Origin of the sequence: Nocardia sp. NPDC004068, from assembly GCF_042874315.1 — a bacterium.
In the GTDB taxonomy this organism is placed as follows: domain Bacteria; phylum Actinomycetota; class Actinomycetes; order Mycobacteriales; family Mycobacteriaceae; genus Nocardia.
The window spans coordinates 147,683-161,891 of the sequence record NZ_JBIAMW010000011.1 but is presented as its reverse complement, the minus strand read 5'-3'; the positions used below and the strand labels follow the sequence as shown (position 1 = coordinate 161,891).

Genomic DNA, 14,209 nt, shown 5'->3' with positions numbered 1-14,209 from the left:
GCGGGCACGAGTAGCGCTCTACGCGAATCGCCCCGGCAAGCCTGTGGCGACTCCCGATCGCCGGTCGGCGGTTTCGAGTAGCGGACTACCCGTGCCGGGGGAAGGGTCCTCGGTCCACGCTTTCGGCGGACCGCGTGACGACAGGAGGGTCCATGGCATGGTCGGGGGAAAGGAATACGCGTGTGATCACGCCGATCGAAATCAGGGTCGACCTCGAGGGCGGAATCGCCGACGCGATCGACCGTTCGACCGCTGATCGGCGGGTGAAGCGCCGGGATGTGTGGTTCGCCGAGGCTCGTCCCCGACCGACCGGTGGTTCGCCGACGTTGATGTCGAGCGGGATCGTCATCCGGATGCGCACCGGCGAGCACTACGACGATGTGAGCGTCGAGCTGCGGCCGTGTCATCCGGATCAGCTGTCGGGCCGCTGGGCGGCGTCGTTCACCGAGGGTGACGTCCGCTACCGGGTGAGCCGTCGCTGGCATGGCGAGACGCGCGCCTGGTCGGCCTGCCTGACCAGCCGCCGCCCGTCCGGTTCGCTGCGCGCCGCGGCGGGACCGGACGGCGATATCGCCACGGTCCTGGATTCGGTGCAACGGCAGTTCCTGATCAGCTGCACGGTTCACGGGGTGGCGGTCGAACACCTGGTGGCGCTGGGGCCCATCGGGTGGACGAAGTGGAAGCGGGTGCGGCTCGGCGATCAGGAGGTGGAGGCCGAACGGTGGAGCGTCGCGGATCTCGATCTGGTCGAACTGTCCCTGTTGGTCGTCCCCCGGCCCGGCGAGACGCCCGCCGATCTGGACGACCGCGCGGCCGCCGCGCAACGCAGGCTGGAGGCCCGGGTGCGCGACGGCGGGTCCGCCATCGCCGCGGGGGAGACGAGAACCCGCCTGCTCGGCACGCTGATCGCGCGCAATCGGGGAGACTTCCGGCCGGATGTCGGTGCGCAGGCGTGAGTTCGCCGATGTCCGCTCGACCGGAAGACCGTCGCGCCGCGCCGTTTCGTGCTATGAGTGGCGGGTGGAAGACGTTGGGCGGGGCGAGGATCCGGCCGCGATCGTATGGCGGCGGCTGGAGGAGCAGCGGCGCTGGTACAGCGCGCGTAGCCGGGTGGCGCAGCGGACGTACAAGCAGGTGAAGGTCGCGCAGATCGTGGTGGGCGCGATCGTGCCGGTGCTCGCGGGGGTCGGCGCGGCGGGGTGGCTGACCGCGTCGGTGGCGGCGGTGGTCGTGGTGGCGGAGGGGATACAGCAGTTGTTCCAGTGGCAGGCGACGTGGCTGTCGTACCGGGCCGTGGCGGAAAGCCTGCGGCGCGAGGGATTTCTGTATCTCGCCGAGGCCGGGGCGTACGGTGTCGCGGACCGGCACAAGGTGCTCGCCGAACGGGTCGAGGCGATCACGGCCGAGGAGAACACGGGCTGGGTGTCCCGGCGCCGATCCGGGTCGGAGAAGTCGTCCGGGTGAGCGGGGGCCGCCCGGTTTCGAGGGGCGCCGAAGGTGTTGGCGCGCAACGGGGTCGTGCGTAGGCGAGTACTCGAATCGCGGACGCTCGGCCCGCGGTCCCACGACCTGGGGTGCGATCGGACTAGGGTCGCTACCAATCAACCGGTGTCGAAGGAGGATTCGTGAGCGTCAATCCATTGCGGCCGCTGGCACGGCTACTGATCGGTTCCACGTTCGCGGTGCTCGGGTGGGATGCCGCTCGGGAGCCGGGCGGACGGGTGGAGGTGGCGGCGGGGACGTTGGCGGCGTTGCGGGGGGTGGTGCCGTTGCCGCGGGACGACGAGGTGATCGTGCGGGGCAACGGGGTGGCGCAGGCCGTGGGCGGGGCGATGCTGGCGGCGGGGGTGCTGACGCGGCCCGCGGCGGCGGTGCTGGCGCTGTCGCTGATTCCGACAACCGTTGCGGGACACGACTTCTGGAATGTGGACGAGCCGGGGGCGCGGAAGAACCAGCGGGTGCAGTTCCACAAGAATCTGGCCATGCTGGGCGGGCTGTTGTTCGTCGTGGCCGAGGACGGGAAGCGGCACTGAGGCTTTCGATCAGCGGCGGCTGAAGGCGGTGCGGTAGGCGCTGGGGGTCAGGCCGTGGCGGCGGACCAGGTGCTGGCGCAGCGATTCGGCCGTGCCCAGCCCCGACCGCCGGGCCACCTCGGGAACCGGAAGGCCGGTGACCTCCAACAGTTCTCGCGCGCGATCGATCCGCTGCTGGAGCAGCCACTGCAACGGGCTGGATCCGGTTTCGGTACGGAAACGACGGGTGAGGGTGCGCGTGCTGACGTGCGCGTGCGCCGCCAACTCGCGCAGCGTGAGCGGTTCGTCGAGCCGCGCCAGCGCCCATGCCCGGGTCTCGGCCAACGACGTCCCGGTCTCCGGCGGGACCGGTGTCTCGATGAACTGCGCCTGGCCGCCGGGCCGAATCGGCGCGACCACCGCGAGCCGGGCCACGGCATTGGCGGCCGCCGCGCCGTGATCGCGGCGCACGATGTGCACGCACAGATCCAGACCCGCGGCCAGCCCGGCCGAGGTGAGCCGATCGCCGTCGTCGACGAACAGCACGTCCGGCCGCAGTTCCACCGCGGGGAAACGTCTCCGCAACTCCTCCGAGTACAGCCAGTAGGTGGTGGCCGGACGGCCGTCGAGCAGCCCCGCCTGGGCGAGCACGAACGCGCCCGTGCAGATCGAGGCGATGCGCTTGCCCGCGGCGGCCGCCGCGCGCAGCGCGTCGAGGACCCGCGCGTCGCCCGCCGCCCGCGCGCCGGTCCCGGTGACGATGACGGTGTCGGCCGTCGCGACCCGGTCCAACCCCTCCTCGACGAAGACCGGGCGGCCCGAAAACCCGGGTACGAGACCGGGATCGGCGGTGCAGACCGTCACCTCGTACACCGGCTCCCCGTCGATCAGTACCGCGGGAAAGACCGTCTCGGGTATCGACAGGTCGAAGGGGGTCACCGGCGGCATGGCGAGAACAGCGATCCGATGCATGGCTCGATCCTTGGGACATCTGGCATTCCGGCCACTACTCTAGCCCGCCGGCCCCCGGCACAGTGGGATCCGGGCCGCCGCGCGGGCGGTCCGAGCCGAGGAGGAACGAGATGTCTTTGCACGTCGTCGCCGGTGCCGGGAGCACGGGTAGCCGTACGGCCCTGCTACTGGCCGAGTCCGGGGAGCGGGTGCGGCTGGTGAGCCGGCGCGGGCTGGGACCCGACCATCCCGCGATCGAACGGGTCGTCGGCGACACCACCGACGCGGATCGGCTCACCGAACTGACCGAGGGCGCCGCCACCCTGATCAACACCACCTGGCCCCCGTACGACCGGTGGCCCGCCGAATTCCCGCCGCTCGCCGCGAGCGTGCTGGCCGCGGCCGAGCGCACCGGCGCGAACTACGTCTCGCTCGGCAACACCTACGGGTACGGCCTGGTCGACGGTCCGATGACCGAGGATCTGCCCATGCGCCCGATCGCGGTGAAAGGCGCTGTGCGGGCACGCATCTGGCTCGACGCGCTGGCCGCGCACGAGGCCGGGCGGGTCCGGGTGACCGAGGTGCGGGCGGCGTCGTTCCTGGGCCGCGACGCCGGGTCGGTGTTCAACTTCCTGGTCACCCCGAGGGTGCGCGCGGGCGAGGACGTCACCTTCCCGGGCGATCCGGACGTGCCCAAGAGCTGGTCGTACGTCGACGATGTCGCGCGGACGCTGGCGACCGTCGCCCGGGACGAGCGATCCTGGGGCCGGGCCTGGCACGTGCCGTCGGCGATCCTGTCGCTGCGCGAGGTCGTGGCCGGGCTGGCGAAGGCCGTGGATGTGGCGGAGCCGCGGGTGATTCCGATGACCCGGACCGAATTGGCCTGGGCGGGCGCGGGCGATCCGGTCACCGCGGAGCTGATCGAGATGCTCTACTCCCTCGACCATCCCGACATCCTCGACTCGGCGCTGACGCGACGGACGTTCGGGCTGACCCCGACCCCCTTCGAGACGGTGCTCGCCGACACCGCCCGCTACGGTACGGCCTGAGAACGGCGGGAGGCGGTGCGGCACAGGCGTTTCCGTCGTGAGCCGCCACAGGCGGGTGCGCCGCGGGTTGTCGTCCGGCACACGGTTCGCGCTATCTCGGGTCGTTCGCGCCGCGGCCCGATACCGTGAGAGCCGAGGGGTGTCGTCGGTATGGCCGGGAACGAGCGCGGGCAGGAGGACGATGGCCGCGAAGGGTATGAGCGAGCGTCGGCAGCCGAGCCAGCTGCGGGCCAGGGCGACGCGCGAGCGCATCCTCGACGTCGCCGCGGAACTGTTCGGCGAGCGCGGCCTCGCCGACACCTCGATGAACCGGATCGCCGCGGCGGCCGAGGTCAGCGTCGGCACCGTCTATCGCTACTTCCCGGACCGCTCGGTCATCGCCGACGAGGTCCTCGACCGCCTCACCGCGAGCATCGAGGAACGCGTCACCCAACAGGTCTTCGGCATGTCCAGCAGGCCCGTGGCGGAGGTGATGACGAACATGCTGCGCGCGGCCAGCGACGAACTGGTCGCCAACGCGCGGCTCGTGCGCGCCTTCGCCGCGGGAATACCGTTCTACAGCAGCGGCATTCCCGAACTCGAACGCCGCGTCCGCCTGCTGACCAAACTGCTGGTCATCCAGATCCTCGGTCCCGGCGACGATCACGAATACGACGTGATGACCACCGTGCTGATCAACACCGGCTTCGCCGCCGCCCTGCGCGCCGCCGCCCTCGAGGTCGGCGAACGCGAACGCGAGGAGGCCATCGCCATGACCGGGCGGATGGTCGACGCCTGGGCGGCGGCGGAGACCGCGGCCCGGCGAGCGGATTCGGCGCGATTCGGTTCCGGATGAAGATCACCGGGGCTGACAGAATTCAGCCATGAGCACATCCGAGGATTGGAACAGCAAGATCATCGCCGAGTTCCGGGCGAACGGCGGGAAGGTCGGCGGCCCGTTCGAGGGCGCGCCGATGGTCCTCGTCCATCACCGCGGCCGCAAGAGCGGGCGAGAGTTGGTGACGCCCTTGATGTATCAGCCCGCCGAGGGCGACCCGAACACTTTCTACATCTTCGCCTCCGCGGCGGGCGCGCCGAAGGATCCGGCGTGGTACCACAACCTGACGGCGGCGGGGACCGCCGAGGCCGAGGTGGGCACCGAGAAGTTCGCGGTGACCGTCGAGGAGATCACCGGCGACCGGCGCGACGCCGTCTACGCCGAGCAGGCCCGGCGCTACCCCAACTTCGCGGAGTACGAGCAGAAGACCGCGGGCATCCGCACCATTCCCGTACTGGCGCTGCACCGCCGCTGAGTTCGGCCAAGGTTTGCCACCCGCTCGCCGCATGACCGGGGAGCGGGTGGGTAGTGCCAGGGCTATGACTGTGAAAGGGAAGCACCACGCCACCCCGGCGCGCACAACCGGCACAGCCTGCGCGCCGGACTCGAACCTCGTCGGCCTGGTAGCCGGGCTGGTCGAATGGGTCGGCCCCGCCGTCATCGCCGTGCTCGGCCTGAGCATGGCCGTGATCGTCCCGCTGGGCCTGGTGGGCTAGCGTGCGTCGAACCCGACCTCCGCGAGCGGGCCGCCCGGTAGAGGAGAATTGTCCAGATACCGAATCTCGTACCTCCGCTCGCTGAACCTCCAACCCGCCGCCGTGCGCCGGTAGCGGTCGTGGTAGATCGCGTAGTTGAGATGGCAAGCGCCCGTGCGCAATCGGCCGAACTCACAGATGTGGGCGCGGCCGGTGGCGGTGTCCCCGTCGAGGTCGATCGGGCCCGGATGGCTGTGCTGGACGAAGTAGTCCCAGGCGTCCTGCATCCGCCGCATTCCGGGCTCGAACTCGGCCCGGCCCGACAGTTCGATGTTCGCGTCCGGAATACACAGCACCCCGTCATCGGTGAAAAGCGTTGCCAGCCGGGCGAAATCGCGCATCATGACCGCGTCGGGAAACGCAGCGCGCAGGGCGTCGATCTCGACGCGATCAGCGAGCGATCGAAAGTCGTTCACGCTCGGCTCCTTCCGGGTCGGTCGCGCGCAGCGGGGCGAGGGTCGTAGTCGGCGTCGTCGCGCCCGCCCGGGGCGTGGCTCACCACGGTCGCCGGTCGCGTGTGCCTCGATCTGCTCGGCTCGGCGCGGGCGCGCCGGGAACGGTATGTGGGCGAATGGATTCCGGAGCCGGTGCCGGATCGCTCCGAATGGCTCGGCGGTCCGGTGCCCGCCGATCCCGCCGACCGGGTGACCCTCGACGAGTCGGTCGGCATGGCGTTCCTGGTCGTGCTCGATGCCATGACGCCGGCCGAGCGGGTGGCGTTCGTGCTGCACGACGTCCCTTCACCGAGGTCGCCGACATCGTGGGGCGCACCCCGGCGGCCTGCCGCCAGCTCGCCTCCTCGGCGCGGCGGCGGATCCGTACCGTGCCCGGCCCGTCGGGGACCCCGCGCGCGGATGTGGTTCGCGACTTCAAGAAGGCGTGGGAGAGACAGGACATCGAGGCGCTGATCGGCCTGCTCGATCCGCGCGCGATCGCGACGGCCGACAGCGGTGGCCTGGCCCCGGCCTTCCCGCGCCCGATCAGCGGGGGCGCGGAGATCGCGCGGCACTGGATCGAGATCGCCACGCGCGGGCCCGCGGTCACGTTGCTCGAGCGGACGGTCAACGGACAACCCGGGCTGGTCGCGCGGCTCGGCACGGACATCGTCTCGGTATACGCCTTCGACATCACCGACGGACGCATCACCCGAATCTGGGCGGTGCGGAATCCGGAGAAGCTGCGACTGTGGAATTTGAGGAGCGACCGACGCGCGGCGGAAAGTGAAATGAGTCACAAAATGCGGGACTGAACGAATTCGACTGGACCCGGTCGGTGACCGAACCCGGTCGCGCATGTGAATTCTCACAGACTGTGCGGCCGGGATGGACCCCTGTCTGGACGGACAATTCGCCGGGGCGTAGCCTTTCGCGTAATCTCGCCCGGCACACCGGGCGGATGGAATGCGAAACGGCCGATTCGTCGGCCCCGAGGAAGTCATGGTCGAGCAGATTCTCCGGCAAACGACGCAGTTGTCGTCTGTTCGCGTGGGCGACTGCGACATCCACCCCGGACCGTTGACGGTCGACCTCGCCCATCACGTCATGCAACGTCACCTGGCCTGTGCCGGATCGGAATGCCGCCAGCGCGAGGCCGCCCTCGAACTGCTGGTCGAAACGGGCCGCTACGTTCTCAACACCTCCCAACGGCATGTCCGAATTCTCTTCACCTCGGTCGGAATTCGGCTCGATTATCAATGTCCACTCGCTACCGCCGAGGAATTCGCCCGCCGGATGAAGGCCCACCCCGACGCCGCCGTCATCATCGACCACGACCTCCATCCCGACCTTCCGCCACTGCCCTGCGCGAGCCTGTGGCCGGGCCTGCCCTGACCCGACCCGATCAATGCGTCGGCTCGCGATCGTGGGCGAGGTCGGCGGCGGCGAAAGCCAAGACGGTGAGGGCGGTTTCGCGCAGGACGGCGTCCAGCCGGTCGAGAACCTCGCCGACCGCGGCGCTGGCGTGACGTAGTTCCGCCGCGCTCGCGGTCTGCCGGTCGAACACCGTGTGCAGCGAATCCAGGCGCAGCCCGGCGTCGAAGAGATGACGGGCCAGCCGGTCGCCGAGTTCCGCGAACGGCAGGGCGTCGGTGGGGACCGTGAGGTCGCTGTTCGCGGGGTGCATGGGAAAACGGTAGGACGCCCGCGACCGGGCCGGAAGGGCCATCGGTCACCGGTACGGCGGCCGTTCTCCCCGGACGACGCGTCAGGGTAGGGCCGGCTCCGCCGAGTCGGCGGGGGAGCAGCGGCGGGCGACGAGCGCGCAGCGCAGTCGCCACTGCCCTGCCGGGCTGAGCGGGTCCAGACCGGTGAGCACGGCGATCCGCTTGAGGCGGTATTCGACCGTGTTCGCGTGCACGTTGAGGTGGCGGGCGATGGCGCGGCGGCCGAGGGTGCCGCGCAGATGCAGGCGCAGGGTGGTGATCAGGTGCGGGGACCGGTCGAGCGGATCGAGGACGGCGGCCAATTGGTCGCGGGCCGGACCGGGTCGGGTCAGCTGGTATTCCGCGGCCAGATCGCCGAGCCGGTGCAGCGCGCCCTCGCGGCCGAAAAGCACCGCCACGTCCAGTAATTCGTGCGCGCGGCCCGCGGCCTCGGGGAGTTCGGCGGGCGGGGCGGTCGTGGTCGCGGCGGTCAGCGGGAACCCCGCGGTGTCGGCCAGCTGGCCGACGAGCTGATCCAGCGCGGCGTCCTCGCGGGGCGCCGGAACCAGAATGGTGCCGCCCTCACCCGACAGCCGGGCCAGGGCGGTGGACTCGAACCGGTGGGCCAGTTCCGCGCCGAGGCGGGCGATGGCGTTCGCCGGATCGGTGTGCGGGTCGAGTACGGGAAAGGCCACGGCCAGAACGGAATACGTCTCGGCGACCGCCAGCCCGCATTCCCGGGCCAGCACCGTGGTGTCCGCGCCGGTGAGCAGCGCCGACATCAGGCGTTCCCGCGCGCGATGACGGCCGCGCAGCTCACCCAGATAGGTCGTCGACACCGCGGCCAGCACGGTGGTGACCGTATCCATGAGCGTCGCGAGGTCGTCGCGGCCGCGCGCGGCGTGTTTCACGCTCTCCCATAGTTGCCGGTGGATCCACTCCAGCGGAATGCCCGCCCGCGCCCATCCGGTCGCGATCGCCTCGACGTAGCGCGACATCTCGCGCAGCGGACAACCACCCAGGATCGCGTCGGCGAGATCGCGGCAGGCACGCAGCACGGGGTCGGCCACCGCTCACCTCGGGGTGAGATCCCGACACGGCCCGGGGGAGCGCACGAACGTCTCCGTGGCGCCGATATCGTTGGCGGACAACGACTTCGAGGCCGCGGCCAGGGCGCAACCCTTGAACGCCCGCGCCGCCACACTCAGCTTGTGCCGCACCACGTTCAGGCCCGCCGGGGTCCCGGCGCCCCACATCACCACCTCGGTGGCCGGATGCGACAGGGCGCTGACCAGTCCGCGGCGGGCCCGCGGATCGCGTTCGCACACCTCACCGGCGACCGCGACGGCCTGCGGGGCGCGCCCGTCCCCGGCCGCGGCGAGCACGGGTTCGAGGGCCAGCATCCGCACGCCGAGGATCTCCAGCGGCCGGACGTCGCCGGGTTCCACGACCAGGACGGTGACCTCCCAGCCGCTCATGACCCGATCGAACAGCCAGCCCCCGGCGTGTTCGACCGCGTCGGCCACGGTCGCGGCGACGACATCGAGCCGGTACCGCACCGGCTGGGACCGCTCATCGGTGAGACAGCGCAGATCGGTTCTCCCCGGATCGCGCCTTACGAAGTCGGGCATGTGAACTCCGTTCGGTTTGCGCGAGAATCTAATACTCGTTTTTACACTTGTCAATTTTCTTACACCTGTCTACGGTGAGAACATGCCGCAAACCTCTTCTCAGGCCGTCACGAGCGGCGATCGCCGGGTCCAGCGCACCCGGGCCGCGCTGTTCGAGGCCGTGGTGCGGCTGGTGTCCGAACGCGGCACGACCTCGATCGCGGTGACCGATCTGGCCGACGCGGCCGGGGTCAGCCGTCAGGTGGTGTATCTCCAGTTCGGCGACCGGGACGCGCTGCTCGCGGCGGCGGCCATGGATCTGACCGAGCGGGAGCTGTACCCGCTGTTCTCGGATCTGACCGAGGCGACGCTGCGCAGCCGAATCCTCTCCGCCGCAACGTTTCTGGCGCATCATCACCGGTTCTACCGGCCGCTGGTGACCGGTTCGGGCGCGTTCGCCTTGCGGATCGCCGCGGGTCGCTCCTTCGCCGCGCTGCACCGCCGCGCGAGCCTGCCGGTGCTGGAGGCGCTGTCGCCGGCCACGCGGGCCGCGGCCGCCACCTTCGTCGTCGGCGGCACGATGGCGGTGATCGACGATTGGCTGCTGGCCGCCGACGGCGAACCGGATCCGCGGGTGCTGACCGAGCGGCTCACCGCGCTGTCCGCGACCTTCACGGGCCTTTCGCCGACGTGAGGTGTGCGCGGTTTCGTTCACGCTGAGCGCAAGGGCGGGTTTCGGATTTCCCGCGCCCTAGCATGAGCCTCCGGATATCGAGAGGACTTGTCGTGCACCCGAAGCGTTTTCGTGTTCTCCGCCTGCGGAGCATCGCCGCCTTGACCGCGGTGGCGGCCCTGGGGCTGCCGCTGACCGCGTGCGGGAAGGGCGATTCGGTGCGGGCGGAGAACGGCGTCACCACCCTGCGCTACCTGGGCTGGACCGATCAGGTGACGCTGCCCGAACTGGCCGAGAGCCTCGGCTTCTTCGACGGCAAGGTGAAATTGAACTGGGTCGGCAACACCACCAGCGGCCCGCAGGAGATCCAGGCCGCCGCCACCGGTCAGGTCGATTACGGCGGCGCGTTCGCGGGCGCGGTGGCGAAGCTGGCGGCCGCGGGCGCGCCGATCACGGCCGTGGTCAACTACTACGGCTCGGACGAGAAGTCGTTCCAGGGCTACTACGTGCCCGAGGCCAGCCCGATCCACACGGTCGCCGATCTGGTCGGCAAGAAGGTCGGCGTGAACACGCTGGGCGGCCAGAACGAGGCCGATATCCACGACGCGCTCGTGCGCGCGGGCCTGAGCCAGGACCAGATCAAATCCGTGCAGCTGGTTCCGCTGCCCCCGCCCAATATCGAGGACGCGGTGCGCAAGGGGCAGGTGGACGCGGCGGCGCTGAGCGGGCAGTTCCAGCAGCGCGCCCTCGCGATCGGCGGCCTGCGCCCGGTCTTCACCGAACTCAGCGAGTACGGCGGCCCGATCAACGGCGGCCCGTACGTGTTCCGCAACGACGTCATCGCCAAGAACTCCGACGCGGTGCGCACCTTCACCACCGGCGTCGCCCGCGCGATCGAGTGGGAGCGCGACACCCCGCGCGATCAGGTGGTGGCCAAGATGAGCGAGATCATCGAGGGCCGCCATCGCTCCGGCGAGAGCACCGCCACCCTGAAGTACTGGCAGTCGGTCGGCGTGCCCGCCAAGTACGGCGTCATCTCCGACCAGGACTTCACCCGCTGGGAGGGCTGGCTCCGCGACACGGGCGCCATCCACGACACGCTCGAGCCGGGCAAGTTCTACACCAACAAGTTCAACGCCCTGGCCCAGCCCTCGTAGCCGAGGCCGGTGGCCGGGCGAGGGTGAGTTCGGTGCGGTAGGACTCGGTCACGACGCCGTCCGGGAACTCGTCCGCCAGCGCGGCCCGCTCGGCGTCGAGAACCGTTGCGCGATCGGAGGATTCGAGGGCGTCGACGAAGGACAGGGTGCGGAGCATCCGCAGGTGTTCGACGAGCGACACCGCGCGGGTCCAGCGGACGGTGTGCTGTTCGAGCGTCAGCTCGAACGGCGGCGCGCCGAGCGCGGCGGTCGCGTCCTTGCCCGCGTACCCGTGATAGCGCGGGATCCTCCGGCGGAATCGCTCGTGTTGTCGTGCGACCCAGGCGACGTCGAAGTCGGGCACGTTCCACCACAGCGCCAGCAGGCCGCCCGGCCGCAGGACGCGCAGCGCCTCCGGCACCGACCGGCGCGGGTCGGTCCAGTGCCACGACTGGGCGTAGCAGACGAGGTCGGCGACATCGTCCGCCACGGGCAGCCGGTTGCCGTCGCCGCGGATCGCGACGACGCCGCGGCCGTGGGTTCGCAACCGGCGCACCATGTCCGGGCTCGGTTCGACCGCGAGGACCCTCGCCCCGCGCGCCGCCATCGCCGCTGACGCGATTCCGGTGCCCGCGCCGACATCGATGACGGCGAGTTCGCCGAACGCCTTGCCGCATGCGGTTTCCAGCGTGTCGTACACCCGCGGCGGATACGGCGGCCGGGTCGCCGCGTAATCCTCGGCCACGCCGAGGTACAGCGAGCTGTCACCCATCGGCGGGCGGAACGTTCTCGGTCACTCCCATAACGTAACCGCCGCCGCCGGATGGTGGTACCAGCGGTCTCGGTCGGGTCGGCGTCGCAGCGGCGTCGCAAATCCGAAACATTTTCGCAAAAATGGAGAATTACATTCTCAAGCATCGATCCCGCTTTCCGGGACGACGCCCGCGACTGTGCCTCGTCATCGCGAACCCGGCCCCCGACCATGAGCGGGAACAAAACCCCTTGCGCCGTAGCGCGTTTCGCGCCGGACCGCCATATTCTCGCGCCGGGCACCGTGCCCGCCACCCGACCGAGGGAGATCCATCCGATGACCGAGCGCTCCTGGCCCACAACGGAATCGGGCGCTCGCGCCGGGGGCGCGGGCCCCGGCGGCGCCGTCCTGCGCATTCTGCTCCTGGTGGCCGCCCTCACCGTCGTGACCGCCGGATGTTTCGTGATCCTGCGCGAGGCCGGGCCGAGCGCACCCCTCGGCCCGGTGATCACCCCCGCGCCGCAGATCTCCCACCCGATGGGATCGATGCCGACGAACTGAACGCGGGCCGGGCTACCTCCGCTTGCGTTCCCGCAACACGTGGGACCGCAAGCGGGAGAAGCCCTTCACCCGCACCCCGCGCAGATGACGCAGGGCGAAGTGCTCGTCGTCGGTCAGGGCCGCCGCCGCGCCGTCGTCGAGCAGAACGGTGCCGGGGCGGGCCACGCCGGTGAGGCGCGCGGCCACATTGACGACCGTGCCGTAGAGGTCGCCGAAGCGGGTGAGGACGGGTCCGTAGGCGAGGCCGACGCGGAGCTGGGGCATTTCCGGGATGCGTTGGGCGGCTTCGGCTGTCGCGGTGTGCAGGGCCAACGCGATGCGGGCGCCCTGGGCGGGGGTCTCGGCGGCGAACATGACCTCGTCGCCGACGTTCTTGATGACCCAGCCGCCGTGGGCGGTGATCGCCTCGGTGGTGGCGGATTCGAACGCCTCCAGCAGCTCGGCCAATTCGTCGGGATCGAGGTGGCGGGACAGGCGGGTGTAGCCGACCATATCGGCGAAGCCGACGAGCAGGGACCGGGTGGCGCCGTTGGTGTCGGAGGCGCGGGCGATGGCGGCGGCGAGATGGCGGCGCCAGGCGTAGTTCTGGAGTTCGGTGAGGACGGCGACGGTACGCGTGGTGGCGGCCGGATCGGCGTCGCGCAGTTCGCGGGTGATCATATCCGCCTGCCATTCCGCCAGCCGCGCCATCGCCTGGCCGAGGGTGCGCGCGGCGGCGATCTGGCTGCGTTCGCTCGCCCCCGCGATCGGGTCCATCGCGGCGAACGCGCGCACCGCCGCGACGTCGGCATCGGTGAAGGCGGGTTCGTCGTCGCTCGCCGCCGCCGCGAAACCCATTGCCACCCACAGCTTCCGGGCCCGCTCGACGGGAACGCCGGACAACTCGGCGACCTGGTCGCGGGTGTAGCGGCGCGGCCCGCCGAGCAACGACTGTTCGGTCACCGCGTCGACCGTCGCGGTCGGCTCCCCGGATTCGATCACCGCGCCAGTAGAGCACATTTTCCGCCGTCTGCCTCCCCCGTGGCACCGAGGGCTCCGGCCCCTTCGCCCCCGCGGCCTGGGGTTGGGCCGTGCGGGTTGGTCTCCGGTCCCTTCGGCCCCGCGGCCTAGAGTTGGGCCGTGCGGGTCGGTGCGGAGCAGCGGGGGAGGGGGCGGCCGGGTGGGGCCAGCCGGGCGGAGGTGCTCGGTGCGGCGCGGGGGATGTATCGGGGCGGGGAGCGGATCGAACTGTCGGCGCTGTCGGCGCGGCTCGGGGTCAGCAGGCCCAGCATCTATCGGTGGTTCGGGTCGCGGGAGGGGCTCGTGGGGGAGGTCGTCGCGGACGAGTTGAGCGAACTCGCGCGGACCGTGACCGGCGAGGGCACGACGCCGTCCGACGCGGTGATGCGGCTCGTGCACGCGCTGGCGGCGGCCCGGCCGCTGCGGCGGTTCCTCGAGCAGGAGGGGTTGGTCGCGCTGCGGGTGCTCACCTCGAGCGCGGGACATGTGCAGCCGCGCGCGGTGGCGTTGCTGACCCGCTTCATCGATCGGGAGGTCGAGGCGGAACGCCTTCGGCCCGTGAGCGATTCGGCCACGTTGGCCTTCGCCGTCGTCCGGCTGGTCGAGGGCTTCCTCTACAACGACGCCGCCGTGGGTGTGCGCGCCGACATCGATCGGCTGCGTCCCCTGCTCGAGGTGCTGCTCGCACCCGCCGACTGAGCGATTTCCCGAATAAGTTACAAATCTTGAATTTGTAATCTATGGTGACGGCAGTC

20 protein-coding genes are annotated in these 14,209 nt (G+C 70.7%); 13 read left to right on the top strand and 7 right to left on the bottom strand.

The features are described 5' to 3' along the window. Positions 1–182: 182 nt before the first annotated feature. From ACFYTQ_RS26780 to ACFYTQ_RS26770, 3 genes are all read left to right on the top strand, one after another. A complete protein-coding gene (locus ACFYTQ_RS26780) occupies positions 183–956 on the top strand; it encodes a hypothetical protein (protein ID WP_387366594.1) in 774 nt (257 codons plus the stop codon). A 64-nt stretch (positions 957–1,020) separates the two neighbouring features. After that, a complete protein-coding gene (locus tag ACFYTQ_RS26775) occupies positions 1,021–1,464 on the top strand; it encodes a DUF4231 domain-containing protein (RefSeq protein WP_387366591.1) in 444 nt (147 codons plus the stop codon). A 161-nt stretch (positions 1,465–1,625) separates the two neighbouring features. Continuing rightward, entirely contained in the window at positions 1,626–2,033 is a 408-nt protein-coding gene (locus ACFYTQ_RS26770) for a DoxX family protein (RefSeq protein ID WP_387366588.1), read from the top strand. A gap of 9 nt (positions 2,034–2,042) precedes the next feature. Here ACFYTQ_RS26770 and ACFYTQ_RS26765 read toward each other — a convergent pair whose 3' ends face one another. Further along, the gene (locus ACFYTQ_RS26765) at positions 2,043–2,984 is read right to left on the bottom strand and encodes a GlxA family transcriptional regulator (protein ID WP_387366585.1); all 942 of its coding nucleotides are present in this window, start codon (positions 2,982–2,984) and stop codon (positions 2,043–2,045) included. A gap of 110 nt (positions 2,985–3,094) precedes the next feature. Here ACFYTQ_RS26765 and ACFYTQ_RS26760 point away from each other — a divergent pair, with 110 nt between their 5' ends. From ACFYTQ_RS26760 to ACFYTQ_RS26745, 4 genes are all read left to right on the top strand, one after another. Continuing rightward, positions 3,095–4,012 carry an NAD-dependent epimerase/dehydratase family protein gene (locus tag ACFYTQ_RS26760; RefSeq protein ID WP_387366582.1) on the top strand — a complete coding sequence of 306 codons (918 nt, stop codon included), beginning with the start codon at positions 3,095–3,097 and terminating at the stop codon, positions 4,010–4,012. A 181-nt stretch (positions 4,013–4,193) separates the two neighbouring features. Next, positions 4,194–4,847 (top strand): TetR/AcrR family transcriptional regulator, encoded by a 654-nt coding sequence (locus ACFYTQ_RS26755; RefSeq protein ID WP_387366579.1) that lies wholly within the window; start codon positions 4,194–4,196, stop codon positions 4,845–4,847. A gap of 28 nt (positions 4,848–4,875) precedes the next feature. Next, complete coding sequence (locus tag ACFYTQ_RS26750; RefSeq protein WP_387366576.1) at positions 4,876–5,304, top strand: nitroreductase family deazaflavin-dependent oxidoreductase; 429 nt, start codon at positions 4,876–4,878, stop codon at positions 5,302–5,304. Between the two features lie 64 nt (positions 5,305–5,368). Further along, the gene (locus ACFYTQ_RS26745; protein ID WP_387366573.1) at positions 5,369–5,545 is read left to right on the top strand and encodes a hypothetical protein; all 177 of its coding nucleotides are present in this window, start codon (positions 5,369–5,371) and stop codon (positions 5,543–5,545) included. Here the strand turns inward: ACFYTQ_RS26745 and ACFYTQ_RS26740 are convergent. Next, on the bottom strand, positions 5,542–6,000 hold the full coding sequence (locus ACFYTQ_RS26740; RefSeq protein ID WP_387366570.1) for a nuclear transport factor 2 family protein: 459 nt from the start codon (positions 5,998–6,000) through the stop codon (positions 5,542–5,544). The two genes, ACFYTQ_RS26745 and ACFYTQ_RS26740, sit on opposite strands and share 4 nt — an antisense overlap. Before the next feature lie 344 nt (positions 6,001–6,344). On the opposite strand from ACFYTQ_RS26740, the gene ACFYTQ_RS26735 reads away from it, so the two are divergent. Together ACFYTQ_RS26735 and ACFYTQ_RS26730 are read left to right on the top strand one after the other, a co-directional pair. After that, positions 6,345–6,833, top strand: a complete 489-nt coding sequence (locus ACFYTQ_RS26735; protein ID WP_387366567.1) for a hypothetical protein — start codon at positions 6,345–6,347, stop codon at positions 6,831–6,833. 187 nt (positions 6,834–7,020) lie between these two features. Then, complete coding sequence (locus ACFYTQ_RS26730; RefSeq protein ID WP_387366564.1) at positions 7,021–7,413, top strand: hypothetical protein; 393 nt, start codon at positions 7,021–7,023, stop codon at positions 7,411–7,413. Positions 7,414–7,423: 10 nt separating this feature from the next. Here the strand turns inward: ACFYTQ_RS26730 and ACFYTQ_RS26725 are convergent, their stop codons facing one another. The 3 genes from ACFYTQ_RS26725 to ACFYTQ_RS26715 all read right to left on the bottom strand — a co-directional run bounded on the left by ACFYTQ_RS26725 (position 7,424) and on the right by ACFYTQ_RS26715 (position 9,283). Further along, positions 7,424–7,705 carry a hypothetical protein gene (locus ACFYTQ_RS26725; protein WP_387366562.1) on the bottom strand — a complete coding sequence of 94 codons (282 nt, stop codon included), beginning with the start codon at positions 7,703–7,705 and terminating at the stop codon, positions 7,424–7,426. Positions 7,706–7,786: 81 nt separating this feature from the next. Then, positions 7,787–8,794: a PucR family transcriptional regulator gene (locus tag ACFYTQ_RS26720; protein ID WP_387366559.1), complete on the bottom strand. Its 1,008-nt coding sequence runs from the start codon at positions 8,792–8,794 to the stop codon at positions 7,787–7,789. Between the two features lie 3 nt (positions 8,795–8,797). Continuing rightward, positions 8,798–9,283 carry a hypothetical protein gene (locus ACFYTQ_RS26715; protein WP_387366881.1) on the bottom strand — a complete coding sequence of 162 codons (486 nt, stop codon included), beginning with the start codon at positions 9,281–9,283 and terminating at the stop codon, positions 8,798–8,800. 154 nt (positions 9,284–9,437) lie between these two features. Between ACFYTQ_RS26715 and ACFYTQ_RS26710 the strand changes: the two genes are divergently transcribed. Both ACFYTQ_RS26710 and ACFYTQ_RS26705 read left to right on the top strand, forming a co-directional pair. After that, positions 9,438–10,028, top strand: a complete 591-nt coding sequence (locus tag ACFYTQ_RS26710; protein ID WP_387366556.1) for a TetR/AcrR family transcriptional regulator — start codon at positions 9,438–9,440, stop codon at positions 10,026–10,028. Positions 10,029–10,177: 149 nt separating this feature from the next. Beyond that, a complete protein-coding gene (locus ACFYTQ_RS26705) occupies positions 10,178–11,164 on the top strand; it encodes an ABC transporter substrate-binding protein (RefSeq protein ID WP_387366878.1) in 987 nt (328 codons plus the stop codon). Here the strand turns inward: ACFYTQ_RS26705 and ACFYTQ_RS26700 are convergent. Next, positions 11,139–11,915, bottom strand: coding sequence for a methyltransferase domain-containing protein (locus ACFYTQ_RS26700; protein WP_387366553.1), 777 nt, complete (start codon positions 11,913–11,915; stop codon positions 11,139–11,141). The genes ACFYTQ_RS26705 and ACFYTQ_RS26700 overlap by 26 nt on opposite strands. A 315-nt stretch (positions 11,916–12,230) precedes the next feature. Between ACFYTQ_RS26700 and ACFYTQ_RS26695 the strand changes: the two genes are divergently transcribed. Continuing rightward, on the top strand, positions 12,231–12,455 hold the full coding sequence (locus ACFYTQ_RS26695; protein WP_387366550.1) for a hypothetical protein: 225 nt from the start codon (positions 12,231–12,233) through the stop codon (positions 12,453–12,455). A gap of 12 nt (positions 12,456–12,467) precedes the next feature. Here ACFYTQ_RS26695 and ACFYTQ_RS26690 read toward each other — a convergent pair whose 3' ends face one another. Further along, entirely contained in the window at positions 12,468–13,436 is a 969-nt protein-coding gene (locus ACFYTQ_RS26690; protein WP_387366547.1) for an adenylate/guanylate cyclase domain-containing protein, read from the bottom strand. Positions 13,437–13,574: 138 nt separating this feature from the next. Between ACFYTQ_RS26690 and ACFYTQ_RS26685 the strand changes: the two genes are divergently transcribed. Beyond that, a complete protein-coding gene (locus tag ACFYTQ_RS26685; protein WP_387366544.1) occupies positions 13,575–14,153 on the top strand; it encodes a QsdR family transcriptional regulator in 579 nt (192 codons plus the stop codon). Positions 14,154–14,209: the final 56 nt, after the last annotated feature.